Raw genomic sequence first — 15,550 nt, forward strand, 5'->3', positions numbered from 1 at the left:
TTAATAGTGAACCAATTAATTAAATCGATAGATATTTTGGATAAATAGTTTAGGTAAAAATGATGATCACCACCGCGAATATTGCTGAGATTAGAAAGCAAGTAAAGCAATGGCATATGCAAGGTGAAACCGTTGCGTTTGTGCCAACCATGGGCAATTTACACCAAGGTCACATTAGATTAGTTACTGAAGCGCTTAAAAGAGCCGATCATGTGGTGGTGTCTATTTTTGTTAATCCAATGCAGTTTGGACAACATGAAGATTTAGCAGCTTATCCGCGCACCCTAGCAGATGATCAGAATGCACTGATTAATGCGGGTGCAGAGCTACTATTCACACCGACACCAGAGATTATTTACCCTAAAGGCTTAGAGAATCAGACCTTTGTTGAAGTACCTAAAATAGGCGAAGAGTTTTGCGGCGCCAGTCGTCCCGGACACTTCCGCGGTGTGGCAACCATAGTTTGTAAACTATTTAATATTGTTCAAGCGGATATCGCCCTATTTGGTCGTAAAGATTATCAACAGTTGATGGTCATCACCGCCATGGTTGAAGACTTATCTCTGCCTATCGACATCATCGGCATCGACACTGTTCGAGAAGCATCAGGGCTCGCTATGAGCTCTAGAAATGGCTATTTATCTGCCCAGCAAAAAATCCAAGCCACAAGCATAAAGAAGGTAATGGATTATGTTGCCGCTCAAGTGACCGCTGGAGAAACCATTGAGCTAGCCATTGAAGTAGCTAAACAACAGCTCATTGATGCAGGTTTTAAAATGGACTTTTTAGCGGTAAGAAACGCAGCGACTTTAGCCCCAGTGACAGCTGAAGATAACCATTTTGTTATACTTGTCGCGGCCTATCTGGGCAATACTCGCCTAATCGACAATCTAACTTTTAGTCGTTAAACCATTGGCTTGTTCGTTAGTAAGACTTAGAAGAGAATTCACTAAGTCTTACTAGTCTAATTGCTGACTCTGATTATGATTATGATTTTTAATCCAAATAGATAGTTATTTTGAAATTCGCTTTACTGCCCTTTTTAGCCAATATTCGCCTAATCGACAACCTGAGTTTTAGCCGTTAAGTCATTCGCTAGTTGGCTTGTTCGATAGTAATACTTAGAAGAGGATTCACTAAGCCTTACGATCGTAATTGCTAAATCAGAAACATATCATCACTTTGTAATACTTATTACTGAATTTTGGCGAAAACCTCACCGAATCAATAACCTTACTTTTAGTCGTTAAGCCATTCGCCATTGACAGTGTAAGACTTAACCCACTGTCCACTAAGTATTACAAATTTATAGTGATTTTTTACTATTACATTATAAAACCAGCGTCAAAAAACTGGCATTCTCACCAAAATTAAGCCATAGTTAAAAAGTATGCTAAAGCATTACAGCAATAACCGACTATAATAATTAACAACTAGCGGAACTCAATGGATATTGAGCCTCCAAGCGGTAACCTTCTGATATAAACCCAACACCTAAGTTGATACGATATCGGTTAGACAAAAGGATCTGTGGCCGCATGCCAAGTAGACTATTACAAACATTCATTTTGCTAGCGTTGATTGCAAGCCCTATCGCATCAGCCAATGGCATTTATAAGTGCATGAAAGATGAACGCGTCGTCTTTAGTCAAACTGTCTGCCCGAAAGAGTATCGTCAGCACAAAATCGAATTTCAATTAGGGATCACTACCGAAATCGACTCTGATAAAGTTGTCCTTAAAGAAGACCCGCTCAAAGCCCTACTGAAGAAAAAAACCATTTCAAAAGAGAAGTTAATTCAGCTGCTTGATAGTGAAGTGTATCGATTGAAGCAAGAAAACAGCTACTTCGAAATTCTGCGCGCCAGTGAAATCCAAAAACTTGATCGTAATCGCTATTGGCATAAAAAAGAAAAAGATGACCCTGATTACATTAAAGATTTGAAAGAAATCAATTCACGCTTTGACGAGCTTATGAGCAATAATCGTCAAGTTATCATCGTATTAACTGATCATAAAAAGAAAATCATCGAAGAAAGTGATGCGCCAACATCACTGGCACAAAAAGAAGGCTAGCCGCGACTAAAAGTGATTTTTAGTCGCTTTCATTTTAGCTAAGTACTGATTATCGACCTCACCAGCTAGCCTCAACTTAAACAGCCAGTATCAACTTAAACACTAGGCCAAACTCAATATTCTTGAGAAGCAAAGCCAGTTACTCCAGCCGCTAATCTGGCTTAAATACTCCGATCATATTGCCATTGGCTTTTTCAGCCACTTTAGCTTCCGTTTGTTGCTCTCGGTAATCACAATCAGTACATTCCACAGTTTCAATACCATTTTCTTTGAATAATACGATACTGTCTTGGGCGTGACATTTAGGACACTTTGCTCCTGCAACGAAGCGCTTTTTAATTTTTGGCATAATGTTGTTATTTTTCTAATGTAATTGTGCAATTCCTGTGACGCTATTTTGCCATGATTTCAGCCAAAGCGTCTCACTATTTCACAGAAATAAAATGTCATTCAGCATTAGGATACGTTATTATCGCTGCACTTTACGTATTCACTCCAATCAAGTTGCTATTCATGATCAACATCAGCCAAGCTCAGCTCATTCGCGGAACTAAAACCTTACTCGATGATGCCAACCTTACCGTTTACCCGGGCCATAAAGTGGGACTGGTCGGGGCCAATGGAACCGGAAAATCAACCCTGTTAGCGTTGATTTTGGGACAGTTACAACTTGATAAGGGTGAGTTTAGCCTTCCTGCTGGTTGGCAAATAGCCACTGTAGCCCAAGAAACGCCTGCGCTAGAGGTGTCTGCACTGGAATATGTGCTTGATGGTGATAGTGAATTTCGAGAGCTTGAAGTTCAATTAAACAAAGCTCAAGATGAAGATGACGGCCATAAAATTGCCCTCATCCACGGTAAAATTGATGCGATTGGCGGCTATGCGATTAAATCTCGCGCCGGCTCATTGTTGGCAGGCCTAGGCTTTAGCGAAGCGGAGCAAAGCAATCCTGTAAAGAGCTTTTCAGGTGGTTGGCGAATGCGACTCAACCTTGCTCAAGCACTGTTGTGCCGCTCAGACTTACTGCTGCTGGATGAGCCCACCAACCATTTAGATTTAGACACCATGTACTGGCTAGAAGGCTGGATTAAGGCCTATCAAGGTACCCTGATCTTAATCAGCCATGACCGCGATTTTATTGATGGTATCGTGGATGAAATTGTTCACGTTGAACATACTAAGCTTAATTACTACAAAGGCAACTACAGCTCCTTTGAGCGGATCCGCGCCGAACGTATGGCGCAGCAGCAAGTGGCCTATGAGCGTCAACAAAAAGAACGGGCACATATGCAGAGCTTTGTTGACCGCTTCCGCTACAAAGCCAGTAAAGCTAAACAAGCCCAAAGCCGCTTAAAAGCGCTGGAGAAAATGGCTAACTTACTGCCATCCCATGCAGACAGCCCATTTCACATGGCATTTCGTGAGCCTGAAGCCTTGCCTAACCCATTAGTGACTATGGAGAAAGTCTCTATTGGCTATGATGATAAAACCATCCTTAGCGAAGTGGAGCTTAACTTAGTACCAGGTGCACGTATTGGCTTGCTGGGCCGAAATGGCGCGGGTAAATCAACCTTAATTAAGTTGCTATCGGGTCAATTACAACCCAAAACGGGTAGATACCAACCTAATCCAGGAATGAATATTGGTTATTTTGCTCAGCATCAAATTGAATTTTTAAGTCTTGATGATACCCCGTTACAGCACATGGTGCGATTAGCGCCTAACGCAAAAGAGCTAGAACTTAGAAACTTTCTCGGCGGTTTTGGTTTTAATGGCGATATGGCACTTGCCCCCGTTAGACCGTTCTCTGGTGGCGAAAAAGCGCGCTTAGTGTTGGCGCTATTAGTTTGGCAGCGTCCTAACGTACTGTTACTCGATGAGCCCACCAACCACTTGGATTTAGAAATGCGTCACGCATTGACCATGGCGCTGCAAACATTTGAAGGTGCGATGGTGATTGTGTCACATGATCGACATCTTTTACGTTTAAGCTGTAGCGATTACTACTTAGTAGACCAAGGCGCTGTTAAACCATTCCAAGGTGATTTAGATGACTATCATCAATGGTTATTAGATGCGGCTAAAGCGGCTCAGTCCAATAGCAGCAAAGATAGCTCGGCAACTCCAAGTATTGATAAAAAGCAGCAAAAACGCATTGAAGCAGAGCTAAGACAAAAAGTATCGCCACTGCGTAAAAAACAAATAAAGTTAGAAACTGAGCAACAAAAAATCACTGCCAGATTAGCAGAATTAGAAATAGAGTTAGCTGATGGTTCACTTTATGAAGCTGAAAATAAAGCTAAAATGACCAAAGTACTCAATGAAAGAACCACGCTCACCCAATCAATGGACGAAAGTGAAATGAACTGGTTTGAGCTACAAGAAGAAATTGAAATCATCGAACAAGAGTTTGGTATCGGTTAATTCATAATGCAGATAACAAGGGATAGGATCAGTGCAGCAGTTTAATTCATTACTATGGCGAGAATGTGAAAGCCAATACGCTATTGAACCTAAGCGCTACATCAGCCTTCAGGATGCTTACCAAGTGAATGTTAACATGCTGCTACTGGCGCAATACCTTGATAAAAAAGGCTATCTACTGCCCTTAGTCCAATGGCAAGCGTTAGCGGCTACCATAAACGATTGGGACACCAAGGTCGTTAACCCTTATCGCACCTTGCGCCGTTTAGCGAAAGAGCATATTAAAGCTAATGAATATCAGCAGATGCTCGACATTGAGTTAATGCTGGAACGTAAATCCCAGCAAATGCTACTAACAAAACTCAACACTGTTACCCCAGAGATTAAAGCGAATCAGCATTGCGAAAATGAAAATACCGATAACTACTTATCATTATTCGGGATTAACCATGATGATTTTAAAAATTTACACGCAATTTAATACCGCTGCAGACTAACAAAATCATATAGCATTAAACCTTAACTGACGGCTTTAAACGCTCTGCCAATAAGGTCGCATTTCGGGCCACAATCGCGTAAATCGATAGCTGCGGATTAGCACCTAAACTAGTTGGAAACATGGAGCCATCCATAACTGACAAGTTTTCAAAATAATGGGAGCTCCCCTCACTATTGACCATCGATAGGGTTTTATCTTCTCCCATAGCGCAACCGCCCATTACATGGGCAGAGGCTACAATGGTTTTTAATAAACCAATATCCATAGTGGCAATGGTTTGCTTGGCTTGTTGCCAGTTAAGCTGCTTGCCAACACCATCATTAATGGGCAACACGGCATTAGCACCTGCAGCAAATTGCAGCTCTGCCATAGTGGCAAACGCCCTTCTCGCCGCATCCCAAAAAGGTTTTTGTAGCGGATAATCTAACGCAAAGCCGGTATCAGTTAAGCGTACTTGCCCACCTGGAGACTGAGCCGAATAGCCATCACGCACTAAGGCAATCATCACCTGTAAATTGTTAAACTGGGTCATTAACTCGGCATGACTACGACCATAACCAATGGTTTTTGATGCGATTAATACTGGATGGATCGGGGGCACTTCTAATTTATAACCCAGCTCTCCAGCAGCGCCATCACGCCATACAAATTCATCGGAATATATCGATTGCGGCGCGCCGCTATGGCCATCAATTTGCTTATCAAAAATGCTGCCTGATAACAAAGTAGGATGAAGAAAAGTTTTACCTAAAAGCTGATAAGGATCTGGGGTATTAGCACGCATTAAAATCGTCGGCGTATGAAGAGCACCCGCACTAAGAATATAGTGCTTCGCCTTAAAAGTCAGAGTCGCGCCATGGCCTGAAGCAAGAGGCGCTCTGGCGGTTAAACCAGTCACTTTATCGGCTTTATGCTGTAGATCAGTAATTTTAGCGTTTGATATTAACTGAGCGCCTTGCTCTAAGGCACTCGGTATGGTGGTGACCAGCATAGACTGCTTAGCGTTGACCGGGCACCCCATACCGCAATAACCTGTATTCCAGCAACCTTTAACATTACGTTTGATCACCGTATATTCCCAACCGAGTTTTTCACAGCCTTCTTTTAAGGCCGCATTATTACGGTTAGGTTGAAATTGCCACTCGCTGATATTTAGCCGCGTTTCCATTTTTTCAAACCATGGCAATAAGCTTTCTGACGATAGGCCTTTAACTGACTTTTCTTGGGCCCAAAATGCTAAGGCTTGCTCAGGTGTACGAATTGAGGTGGTCCAATTAACCGTCGTTGAGCCGCCCACACTGCGACCTTGAAAAATACCAATACCTTTGTCAGCGGTTTTCATCGCTGCTGCTTGCTGATATAGATCAGGGTAAGCACGGCGCTCTTCCATATTAAAATCACTGGACGATTTAAGTGGTCCAGCTTCAACCATGATGACCTTAAGACCCGCTTGAGTGAGGATTTCAGCTGCCGTTCCGCCCCCCGCGCCCGTGCCGACAATCACTACGTCTGCTTCAAAATGCTGATCGTTTTCAAGTTTACTCGCATCAATATGTTGCCAGCCGGCTTTTAAACCTTCTGTAATGGGGTCAATAATATTAGCGGCCACGTCTCACTCCTAAACACGGTTTACATCAAAGAAAATTAGGCGGTCAAAAAAGTGGGTTTAGCGTAATGTAACCGTCCCCAATGCTCTGGGCAGGCATAATAACTGGATAGCACTAATTCCCGTAAGCCAAGATAGGCAGTTTGCAGCATTTGCAGAAAATGATGGCGCCACTCTTCTAGCATCAACACTAACTCATCAGCAGAGCGAAGCATCAATGGCGTCAGGCTACTCGTTAGCAGCAATAAACCCATCCGGCTCTCAAGTAGATTTAATAGCTGATTAATCTCGCTTTTTTGATCATCAGGCAGCACACTGATGGTTTGATTAATCGCGACTATGGTACGATTAATAAAGGCTTCGCGATAATTAGCAACTTCTGGCAAAGTGCCATCCATAAAAATAGGGATTAGCACATTAAAAAGTAAACGATGATTTTCATCAGGATGATCGGTAATGTCTGGGGTGTATAAACTCACACCCAAGGCCAGCGCAGCGGTACCGGTAAAGGCGCCAGCCAAAAAGGTTCTTCGTTTCATAGTTATCCCTTGCTGCAAACATCTGTGATAAAGTGGTCGCTAACAACATTTAAACATACGTTTGAACATTCACAAACTATTGCACTATACATACCCTTATGAAAAAGATTTTCACTCCACCATGGTGGGCAGTAAGTCCTCATATTCAAACGATTTTACCTGTTTTATTTAAGGTGGCCAAACCAGACACCCACAGACAGCGCCAAGAGCTGACTGACGGTGATTTTATTGATTTGGATTGGTTAGGCAAGCCGCAAAATGGCCAGCCAATTTTAGTGATCCTCCATGGACTTGAAGGCAGTAGTGAATCACACTACGTCAGGCGTATGCTACAAACCGCCCAAAACCATGGCTTATGCGCTGTTGTCCATCATCACCGTAGTTGCTCAGGCGAGCCAAATCGGTTAGCCAGAAGTTACCATAGTGGCGACACCGAAGATATTCACTTTACCCTAACTCAGTTACATCAGCAGTACCCAGAATCACCACTGTATGCCGTCGGCTACAGCCTAGGCGGCAATGTACTGGCAAAATATCAAGGTGAACAAGGCGAGCAAAGCTTGCTAGAAAAAACCATAATTGTTTCAGCGCCTTTGTGGCTCGCAGCCTGTGCTAAAAAATTAGAAAAGGGCTTTTCAAAAGTTTATCAGCAGCATTTAATAAAGCAACTGCAAGCCAAAATGCACAGCAAAGTACTGCAAAGCAATTTGGTTGAGAAAATGCCCGTCACTGAAGCGCAAATTCAGCAATTAAGCACCTTTTATTTATTCGATGATAAAGTGACGGCTCCTTTACACGGTTTTGCTGACGTTAATGATTACTACCAAAGAGCCAGTGGTAAGCCTTTTTTAAAAAATGTCAGCAAGTCGACCTTAGTTATCCATGCTCAAGACGATCCTTTCATGACCGATGATGTCATTCCTGCGGCAGTAGAATTATCAGAACATGTGGAATACGAGTTACACCCTAAGGGCGGCCATGTTGGCTTTATCAGCGGCGGCGTTCCTTGGAAGCCACGTTTTTACCTTGAATCAAGAATTATCCATTTTTTAAAGAGCTAATTATGCTTATTCCTTATGATGCCTTGCTACAACTGCCACCAGCAACATTAGACAATTTAATTAAAGAGTACTTGTTTACCCAAATTGAAGATGGCTCTTTTGGCCAAACCGATGACGCTCAGTTACAAAATGCCATAAATCAATGTAAACAAGCTTTAAAACAAGGCGAACTCATCGTTGAATTTAGCGAAGAAGATGAATCCATTGCCATTAGACAAAAACAGCAGATCATTCATCCAAACAGTGATGACAAAGAGCCATTCTTTTAATGCAAGATTGACCTAACCCGTTTCAAGCCGTATAAATAGAGTCTGTTTTTCTTCAGGTTGAAACATGTGAATGTGAATGACTAACGGATTATAAAATACTGAATTGTCATCATAATTAACTTCTTCACGTTTGATCTAGGTAGGATAAATGTCTATTAAACACCCCATTATTGCTGTTACTGGCTCATCTGGCGCAGGCACAACAACAACGACCACAGCATTTACTCATATCTTCCGCCAGCTGGGCATTAATGCAGCGTTTATTGAAGGGGATAGTTTCCATAACTTCACCCGTGCAGAGATGGAAGTATTAATTCGAAAATCACAGGCTGAAAATAACAACCTCAGTTACTTTGGCCCTGAAGCCAATAATTTCGTCAAACTTGAAGAGTGCTTTAAAAGCTATGCCGAAACAGGCCAAGGCCAAACCCGTAGCTACTTACATACTTTTGATGAAGCGGTGCCATTTAACCAAATGCCCGGCACATTTACCCAGTGGCACCCATTACCTGAAAAAACCGATATGCTGTATTACGAGGGTTTGCATGGCGGCGTCGTCACTGAAGATGCTAATGTTGCCAAGCACGTAGATTTATTGATTGGTATGGTGCCCATTGTCAATTTAGAGTGGATTCAAAAAATTATTCGCGATACCTCAGACAGAGGCCATAGCCGTGAAAAAGTCATGGGCTCGATTGTGCGCAGTATGGATGATTATATTAAGCATATGACGCCACAATTTTCTCGCACCCATATCAACTTTCAACGAGTTCCTACAGTTGATACCTCCAATCCATTTAGCGCTAAAGACATCCCCAGCTTAGACGAAAGTTTTGTGGTGATCCGCTTTAGAGATATTGACAATGTTGATTTTCCTTATTACTTAAGAATGATTGACGGCTCGTTTATGTCACGCATCAATACTTTAGTCGTGCCTGGTGGCAAGATGTCATTAGCAATGGAGTTAATATTAACCCCACTGATTAAAGATATTATGCAGAAAAAAGCAGCTGCCGATGAAGTACAACAGCTCGATGATGCTAGCCCAGCAGAATAAGCAACGACTAATACAAGTAAACTTGGCAGGTTAAGCTTAATTTAAGCCTAAACCATTATCATTCTCGCTGTCGGGACTTCAGGCGAAAGAACGATAGTTGATGTGCTCTTGGGTGTTAATTCCCCCTTATTTATCTGTTAGCGCACTTGGGCATATCAGCAAACCTGCTTCTATTATTCGCTGTTCCTGTCACTTGCTCTTTGAAGCGCCCTTATAAGCCGCGTTCAATTAAGACTAAAACCATTTCAACTCGCCCTGTTAAACCGTTAATTTAACGAGACCAGTAAGCGTTTTATCTCAGCCCGAACCAAATCAATTTTAGCGGTAATCTCCATACTTGCAGCTTCGCTCTCTAGCATCTGTTGCCATTGTTCTGACCAAACCAAGGTTAAATTTTGTGCTTTAAGCCTGACTTGATCATTGGTTAATGAACTTAAATCTTCAATTAAGCCCACTTTGACCCATCCCACCCTAGGGTTACCTAATTCAGTATCATTATCGTAATGCGCCGCATAGACCAATTGCTCTAATTGCGCTAGCTCTAGCAGCATTTCAAAACTTGCTGTTCTAACATTGCTATTATGCTCTGTTATCTCCATACGCCAGACGTTATATGAGAATCCCATTAGCGAAAACAGTAAGCTAAATATCACCGTAAGCTGATAGAGCTTTAATTTATTATCTACAATTCCATTCATTGTGATCGCCTAGTCGTGATGAATAAACTGACTCTAATCATCAGCTAATAATAGCTATGATTTGTCCACGCGCACTAAAATTTAGCCACAAAAAAACGGCCTTGTTGGCCGTTTCAATTCAAACAAAACATTGCTTAATTCATTAATGGAATGATTTCACGATAAGCCCTGCCTTGCTGATACTGTTCAAGTCGCATGATAAATTCATCGCTCTGGGCAACTTCTGGGTTTTGCTTTAATGCTTCAATGGCTTTTTGTTGGGTATCAACAGCCAGTTCAAACTCACCCATTTCGGCATAAGCAGCAGCAAGGTTATCTAAGTTGGTCGGATCGTTAGCGTTACTTTCAAGCAATTGCAGTGCAAGCTGCACCGCTTTTGACCCATTACGATACTCTTCTTCAGGGCAGGTCGCTAAAATCCACGCCACATTCCCCAGCGCAATTTCGTCACCTGCTTGGGTGAATTGCTCTAAAGCTTTGCCGCAACTGCGGGTTACACCATCGCCACCAGCAGAGTAAATAAAGCCTAATCGAAAGTGAGCTCGTGGATCGCCATGCTTAGCTAAAGACTGGTACCATTTTTCTGCTACCGTTAAATCCCGCGGTAATAACTTTCCTTCAAAGGTTAAATCTGCCAAAGTTTGCTGCGCTTTAATATGATCTTGTAGCGCCGCTTGCTCGACCCAATAAATGCCTTGATCAATATCTTGGTCGACAAATCGCCCCGCTAAACTCATTAGCCCTAATAAAAATTGTGCGTCGGCATTGCCTTCCGCCGCCCGCAATTGGATATGAACTAATTTACTAGCCGCTTGAGATGCTTTCGATTGAGGAATTGAAAAGGCACTGACTGGCGCACTGACACTCGTCAATAAACCTAATGAGCAGGCTAAGCCAACACTTAATAATTTCTGCGAATATTTCAAACTAACCTCGTACTGCAGCGATTCAACTTTGATAATCAAATTAACAATAACCACCAATGGGGATTTTTACAATAAACCAATCCCTATTAATCATAATAAATCGTTCATCTTCAATCTAAAGCTTGATAAAAATCTGATAAAACAATGCTTTTAAAGAAACATCAACTTGCCAATTAAAACAGATAAGGCTAAATTAGATAATAATGTGGCGTGCAGCTGCAAAAATAAATTTCTAATTTAATAACTTAATACCGTACTTGACTGTTTTTTCATAATGTTAAACTCGATCTTCATCAAAGTTTTACACGATTAACTCAAGTACAATTACTTTATTAGATAGTCCTTACTTTCATTTTATCAATCGAGGAAATACACATGGCTCTGATTGGCAAGCCTAAACCTGATCCAACTTTGGAATGGTTTCTTTCACACTGTCACATCCATAAATACCCAGCGAAAAGCACCTTGATACACGCAGGTGAAGAGTCTGATACCTTGTATTACATCGTTAAAGGTTCAGTCGCTGTATTGATTAAAGATGAAGAAGGGAAAGAAATGATCCTTTCATACCTTAATCAAGGTGACTTTATTGGTGAACTTGGTTTATTCGAAGAACAAGCTGAACGTACAGCTTGGGTTCGTGCCAAACAACCTTGTGAAATCGCAGAAATTTCTTACAAGAAATTCAAGCAACTGATTCAGGTTAATCCTGAAATTCTAATGAAGTTAACTGCGCAAATGGCTTACCGTTTGCACAGCACTAGCCAAAAAGTCGGCGATTTAGCTTTCTTAGACGTTGCTGGACGCATCGCACAAACATTATTACACCTTGCTAAGCAACCAGATGCAATGACTCACCCTGATGGCATGCAAATTAAGATCACTCGTCAAGAGATTGGTCAAATTGTAGGTTGTTCACGTGAGACTGTTGGCCGTATATTAAAAATGCTTGAAGAACAAAATCTTATTCAAGCTCACGGTAAAACTATTGTGGTATATGGCACTCGTTAAGTTAAGCTTCAGCTTGATTTAAGGGTGATTAATTAAAGTGATAATTAGCAATTCTAATTATCACTTTTTTTATGGGAGTCTGTCTGATGAGGCTGCTGACTGCATTACTACTCAGTCTACTTATATCGACTCTAACACCAGCATCACAAGCAATGACTGCAGAGCTACCACATGATGAAGTTCAACGCTTAGTTACATCCGGTAGCATTCGTTCGCTTGATTATTCCCTCACTTTACTTGCACAATACTGTCAGGGTGAATTAATTGATGCCAGCCTCTATCAAGAGGATGACAAATGGCGTTATGATTTACAGTTAAAGATAAAAAAAGGGCATATCATCCATTTATTTCTCGATGCTACAAATGGGATGCCAGAGTCAATTGACCAACTACCAAGTGAATGCCAAATAAATGAAACTGCTACTCGTTGAAGATAACACCCTCTTAGTTGCTGAGCTTGAAAAACAACTAAAACAAGCCGGCTACGTTACTGATGTAACCGATAAAGCTGTTGAAGCAGATTACCTCATCAAAGAAACTCAATACGATTGTGTGATTTTGGATATTGGCTTGCCTGACGGTAATGGCTTAACACTCGTCGAGTCTTGGCGTGAAAAAGGCATTGATACGCCGGTGATTATGCTCACTGCGCGCAGTCAGTGGCACGAGAAGGTCGAAGGCTTTAATGCGGGGGCTGATGACTACCTTGGTAAGCCTTTTCATGCTCAAGAGCTGTTAGCGCGAGTTCAGGCACTTATTCATCGTGCCCATGGCCGTCTTAATACCTCATCAAAACAGTTGAGTTATGGTGGCATTACCCTTGATGAGTCAGAGCAACGAGTGCATATCGGTGACAAGCATTACGAATTAACCGCCATGGAATTTAGACTATTAAAAATATTTTTAATGTCGCCAAAGAAATTACTCTCAAAAGCACAACTTACCGATAAGCTTTATCAATTTGACGATGAAAAAGAATCAAATGTGGTTGAAGTATACGTTACCCATTTACGTAAAAAACTTGGTAAAACCGCCATTGAAACCCGCCGTGGCCAAGGGTATATTTTTCACGGCATTGTTGAATGATATCAATCCGCAGTAAGCTAAGTTTATGGCTTAGCGGTTTAATCATTATTGCCACCGTCATCGGACTCATATTATTTGAGTCCATGTTAAGACAAGCGTTTCATGACTCTATCATCAATCGTCTCGAAGAAGATTTAGAACACATCATTATCGCCAGCCATATCAATGCTGGTGAAATTATCATCGACCAAAACCAACTCTCCAGCTTTTACAAACCCGCCTATTCAGGTCGATACTTTCAATTTAACTCCGATGATCAAGTGATCCGCTCCCGTTCTCTATGGGATGTGCAATTAGATATCGAATTATTGCAGCATGATCAAACCCGGGTATGGCAAGCCAAAGGGCCAAAAAATAATGACATGCAGTTATTATCGATTGGTATAGGCTCAATCAATGGCGATAAAGTTGCCACCCTTACGGTTGCTCAAGACTTAAGTATTGGCCGGCGGGTCTTTAGTGAAGTGTTTGGCACTAAGTTGGCGATTAATATCGCCATGCTACTGGCAATGATTGGCGGTATTTTTATCATTCTACGCCAATCATTTAAGCCAGTTAAACACATTCAAGATTCACTGGCCAAATTACGCCAAGGTGAAATCGATGCCCTAGAAGTCACCAAGATTCCAGTTGAAATAAAACCTTTAGCTGAAACCTATAACGAATTATTAGATTACACCGCTAATCAAATTGAGCGTAGTAGAAATAATTTAGGTAATTTAAGCCACGGCCTAAAAACCCCATTAGCCGTGATGCAGCAACAAGTTGAAGTATTGGGTTTATCAAACCCGCAAGCGGCTGAAGCCATGCAGCAGCAATTAGACCTGATCCGCAACATGATCGAACGTAAGCTCACTGCGGCTAGAATTACTGGTGATATGCTGCCAGCAGCGCAAATGGTGGTGCCACGTGATTTTGAGGCGCTCATTAGCACTCTAGATAAAGTACATCACCATAAAAACATTCATTGCAGCATTGATGTCAGCGATGACATAAGTCGCCTGCCGATACACCGTGAAGATGGTATGGAGCTGTTTGGTAATTTATTAGATAACGCTTACAAGTGGGCAAATTCAGCGGTCAATTTGACGGTATCTCAGCAGCAACAAACATTAACCCTGTGTATCGAAGATGATGGCCCCGGCGTCAATGACGATCAAATTTGCCAACTGACCAATCGCGGTAAACGTTTAGATGAAGCCGTGTTAGGCCATGGGCTGGGGTTATCCATTGTAAAAGAAATTGTTGAGCAATATGGTTATCAACTCAAGTTCGAGCGTGGTGATGTGTTAAAAGGCTTACATGTTTGCATTATATTTGCCAATACCACCCCAGATGGTAGCGCCGTAACATAATCCCTTAATGGCGTACTAAAACCTTGCAACTTAACAATGAAAAATGCCAGATAAACTGACTTACTTGGCATTTTCATTAGCGGTAAAATTAACGCAATTCTACCGACTTAGCTAGCAGCATTATTTGACAGCATTAGTACTTTCAAAGATTTTGTCAGCAGACGCGGCGACAAAACCAGTATACAGGTCACCGTCAGCCATCGGATAACGACGGGCAAACTCATAGAAACAAGTTGGAATTTCAAGTTCGCCATCTGCAAAGCTGACCGCCATGCGATCTGCCATCGTTGATGACTGCTCTAATAGCACTTCAGCTGAACCTTTAATCTCACCACCAGCGGTGTTTAAGGTAAAGCCAGCAGCTTTTAGGGTTTCATTGACTGATTCAATGGTTTCAAAATCAGGCAGCTCATTAATGGAAACCGTAAAATGGTTAGCGCGATAACCAATGGCCGCAACCCAAGCTGCGTACTCGCTTTCTGCCAATAAGGTTTTGTAAGTGGCGATATCGACACGCCAATGACAGCCTGAATATAAAAAATTATCCGCAGTTGTCGCCGCAGCATCCACTTGATCAACTAAACCATGGATAATGCTTTGCACTTCAGGGCTAAATTCTTCCACTAACAGCTCAGAGATAAACACCTTAGGCTGATGCGGATCGGGATGCTCGAAATGCTTGGCAACCAACTTTTTCTGCTCAAAGTGATAATCACCACTGGCAACATAACCAAGCGACTCAAAATGAGCCGCCAATACAGCAAGGTTAACTTTTTCAATATTAAAGGTACGCAGGGCAATATGATCGTTAATGATCGGTTTTCCCTGCCCTAACAGTTGCTGAATGTTTGCCGCCGAGGGCGTCATATTGATGTAGTCTTGCCATAAAGCGGCGAATAAAGTGTTAACGTCGGTATGCATAATAAAATCCTTCTTTAAAAAAA

17 protein-coding genes are annotated in these 15,550 nt (G+C 41.9%); 11 read left to right on the forward strand and 6 right to left on the reverse strand.

The features are described from left to right. The first annotated feature begins 62 nt into the window (after positions 1-62). Positions 63-908, forward strand: a complete 846-nt coding sequence (gene panC, locus AB4140_RS03765) for a pantoate--beta-alanine ligase (RefSeq protein ID WP_102475920.1) — start codon at positions 63-65, stop codon at positions 906-908. A 630-nt stretch (positions 909-1,538) separates the two neighbouring features. Continuing rightward, complete coding sequence (locus tag AB4140_RS03770) at positions 1,539-2,075, forward strand: DUF4124 domain-containing protein (RefSeq protein WP_102475919.1); 537 nt, start codon at positions 1,539-1,541, stop codon at positions 2,073-2,075. Positions 2,076-2,226: 151 nt separating this feature from the next. Here the strand turns inward: AB4140_RS03770 and AB4140_RS03775 are convergent, their stop codons facing one another. After that, on the reverse strand, positions 2,227-2,424 hold the full coding sequence (locus AB4140_RS03775; RefSeq protein ID WP_198589351.1) for a YheV family putative zinc ribbon protein: 198 nt from the start codon (positions 2,422-2,424) through the stop codon (positions 2,227-2,229). Between the two features lie 164 nt (positions 2,425-2,588). Between AB4140_RS03775 and AB4140_RS03780 the strand changes: the two genes are divergently transcribed. Both AB4140_RS03780 and AB4140_RS03785 read left to right on the forward strand, forming a co-directional pair. Continuing rightward, the gene (locus tag AB4140_RS03780) at positions 2,589-4,499 is read left to right on the forward strand and encodes an ABC transporter ATP-binding protein (protein ID WP_102439909.1); all 1,911 of its coding nucleotides are present in this window, start codon (positions 2,589-2,591) and stop codon (positions 4,497-4,499) included. Positions 4,500-4,530: 31 nt separating this feature from the next. After that, positions 4,531-4,980 carry a TIGR02444 family protein gene (locus tag AB4140_RS03785; RefSeq protein ID WP_371999854.1) on the forward strand — a complete coding sequence of 150 codons (450 nt, stop codon included), beginning with the start codon at positions 4,531-4,533 and terminating at the stop codon, positions 4,978-4,980. A 31-nt stretch (positions 4,981-5,011) separates the two neighbouring features. Here the strand turns inward: AB4140_RS03785 and AB4140_RS03790 are convergent, their stop codons facing one another. Together AB4140_RS03790 and AB4140_RS03795 are read right to left on the reverse strand one after the other, a co-directional pair. Continuing rightward, positions 5,012-6,607, reverse strand: coding sequence for a GMC family oxidoreductase (locus AB4140_RS03790; RefSeq protein WP_102439911.1), 1,596 nt, complete (start codon positions 6,605-6,607; stop codon positions 5,012-5,014). A 35-nt stretch (positions 6,608-6,642) separates the two neighbouring features. After that, positions 6,643-7,143 carry a TAT leader-containing periplasmic protein gene (locus tag AB4140_RS03795; protein ID WP_102439912.1) on the reverse strand — a complete coding sequence of 167 codons (501 nt, stop codon included), beginning with the start codon at positions 7,141-7,143 and terminating at the stop codon, positions 6,643-6,645. Positions 7,144-7,241: 98 nt separating this feature from the next. Between AB4140_RS03795 and AB4140_RS03800 the strand changes: the two genes are divergently transcribed. From AB4140_RS03800 to AB4140_RS03810, 3 genes are all read left to right on the forward strand, one after another. Then, positions 7,242-8,204, forward strand: a complete 963-nt coding sequence (locus AB4140_RS03800; RefSeq protein ID WP_102439913.1) for a hydrolase — start codon at positions 7,242-7,244, stop codon at positions 8,202-8,204. Between the two features lie 2 nt (positions 8,205-8,206). After that, positions 8,207-8,473: a YheU family protein gene (locus AB4140_RS03805; RefSeq protein ID WP_102439914.1), complete on the forward strand. Its 267-nt coding sequence runs from the start codon at positions 8,207-8,209 to the stop codon at positions 8,471-8,473. Between the two features lie 148 nt (positions 8,474-8,621). After that, positions 8,622-9,530 (forward strand): phosphoribulokinase, encoded by a 909-nt coding sequence (locus tag AB4140_RS03810; protein WP_303413335.1) that lies wholly within the window; start codon positions 8,622-8,624, stop codon positions 9,528-9,530. 266 nt (positions 9,531-9,796) lie between these two features. On the opposite strand, the gene AB4140_RS03815 is transcribed toward AB4140_RS03810, so the two are convergent. Together AB4140_RS03815 and AB4140_RS03820 are read right to left on the reverse strand one after the other, a co-directional pair. After that, positions 9,797-10,228 (reverse strand): hypothetical protein, encoded by a 432-nt coding sequence (locus tag AB4140_RS03815; protein WP_102475916.1) that lies wholly within the window; start codon positions 10,226-10,228, stop codon positions 9,797-9,799. A 134-nt stretch (positions 10,229-10,362) separates the two neighbouring features. Then, positions 10,363-11,154 (reverse strand): sel1 repeat family protein, encoded by a 792-nt coding sequence (locus tag AB4140_RS03820; protein ID WP_371999858.1) that lies wholly within the window; start codon positions 11,152-11,154, stop codon positions 10,363-10,365. 375 nt (positions 11,155-11,529) lie between these two features. On the opposite strand from AB4140_RS03820, the gene crp reads away from it, so the two are divergent. From crp to AB4140_RS03840, 4 genes are all read left to right on the forward strand, one after another. After that, positions 11,530-12,165: a cAMP-activated global transcriptional regulator CRP gene (crp, locus tag AB4140_RS03825; protein WP_076538973.1), complete on the forward strand. Its 636-nt coding sequence runs from the start codon at positions 11,530-11,532 to the stop codon at positions 12,163-12,165. 86 nt (positions 12,166-12,251) lie between these two features. After that, a complete protein-coding gene (locus tag AB4140_RS03830; RefSeq protein WP_076538976.1) occupies positions 12,252-12,596 on the forward strand; it encodes a PepSY domain-containing protein in 345 nt (114 codons plus the stop codon). Beyond that, entirely contained in the window at positions 12,577-13,251 is a 675-nt protein-coding gene (locus tag AB4140_RS03835) for a response regulator transcription factor (protein WP_102439917.1), read from the forward strand. The genes AB4140_RS03830 and AB4140_RS03835 overlap by 20 nt, the downstream gene beginning before the upstream one ends. After that, a complete protein-coding gene (locus AB4140_RS03840) occupies positions 13,248-14,606 on the forward strand; it encodes an ATP-binding protein (RefSeq protein ID WP_371999861.1) in 1,359 nt (452 codons plus the stop codon). Before AB4140_RS03835 ends, AB4140_RS03840 begins: the two co-directional genes overlap by 4 nt. A 120-nt stretch (positions 14,607-14,726) precedes the next feature. Here AB4140_RS03840 and AB4140_RS03845 read toward each other — a convergent pair whose 3' ends face one another. Next, positions 14,727-15,527 (reverse strand): DUF1338 domain-containing protein, encoded by an 801-nt coding sequence (locus tag AB4140_RS03845; protein WP_303446308.1) that lies wholly within the window; start codon positions 15,525-15,527, stop codon positions 14,727-14,729. Positions 15,528-15,550: the final 23 nt, after the last annotated feature.

The sequence above is a fragment of the Shewanella sp. 10N.286.51.B2 genome (assembly GCF_041469265.1).
Taxonomy (GTDB): Bacteria; Pseudomonadota; Gammaproteobacteria; order Enterobacterales; family Shewanellaceae; genus Shewanella.

Bases quoted from the DNA above. Each gene is read 5' to 3' on its own strand.
- panC (WP_102475920.1), top strand. From the start codon at position 63: ATGATCACCACCGCGAATATTGCTGAGATTAGAAAGCAAGTAAAGCAA.
- AB4140_RS03770 (WP_102475919.1), top strand. From the start codon at position 1,539: ATGCCAAGTAGACTATTACAAACATTCATTTTGCTAGCGTTGATTGCA.
- AB4140_RS03775 (WP_198589351.1), bottom strand. From the start codon at position 2,424: ATGCCAAAAATTAAAAAGCGCTTCGTTGCAGGAGCAAAGTGTCCTAAA.
- AB4140_RS03780 (WP_102439909.1), top strand. From the start codon at position 2,589: ATGATCAACATCAGCCAAGCTCAGCTCATTCGCGGAACTAAAACCTTA.
- AB4140_RS03795 (WP_102439912.1), bottom strand. From the start codon at position 7,143: ATGAAACGAAGAACCTTTTTGGCTGGCGCCTTTACCGGTACCGCTGCG.
- AB4140_RS03800 (WP_102439913.1), top strand. From the start codon at position 7,242: ATGAAAAAGATTTTCACTCCACCATGGTGGGCAGTAAGTCCTCATATT.
- AB4140_RS03805 (WP_102439914.1), top strand. From the start codon at position 8,207: ATGCTTATTCCTTATGATGCCTTGCTACAACTGCCACCAGCAACATTA.
- AB4140_RS03810 (WP_303413335.1), top strand. From the start codon at position 8,622: ATGTCTATTAAACACCCCATTATTGCTGTTACTGGCTCATCTGGCGCA.
- AB4140_RS03815 (WP_102475916.1), bottom strand. From the start codon at position 10,228: ATGAATGGAATTGTAGATAATAAATTAAAGCTCTATCAGCTTACGGTG.
- crp (WP_076538973.1), top strand. From the start codon at position 11,530: ATGGCTCTGATTGGCAAGCCTAAACCTGATCCAACTTTGGAATGGTTT.
- AB4140_RS03830 (WP_076538976.1), top strand. From the start codon at position 12,252: ATGAGGCTGCTGACTGCATTACTACTCAGTCTACTTATATCGACTCTA.
- AB4140_RS03835 (WP_102439917.1), top strand. From the start codon at position 12,577: ATGAAACTGCTACTCGTTGAAGATAACACCCTCTTAGTTGCTGAGCTT.
- AB4140_RS03840 (WP_371999861.1), top strand. From the start codon at position 13,248: ATGATATCAATCCGCAGTAAGCTAAGTTTATGGCTTAGCGGTTTAATC.
- AB4140_RS03845 (WP_303446308.1), bottom strand. From the start codon at position 15,527: ATGCATACCGACGTTAACACTTTATTCGCCGCTTTATGGCAAGACTAC.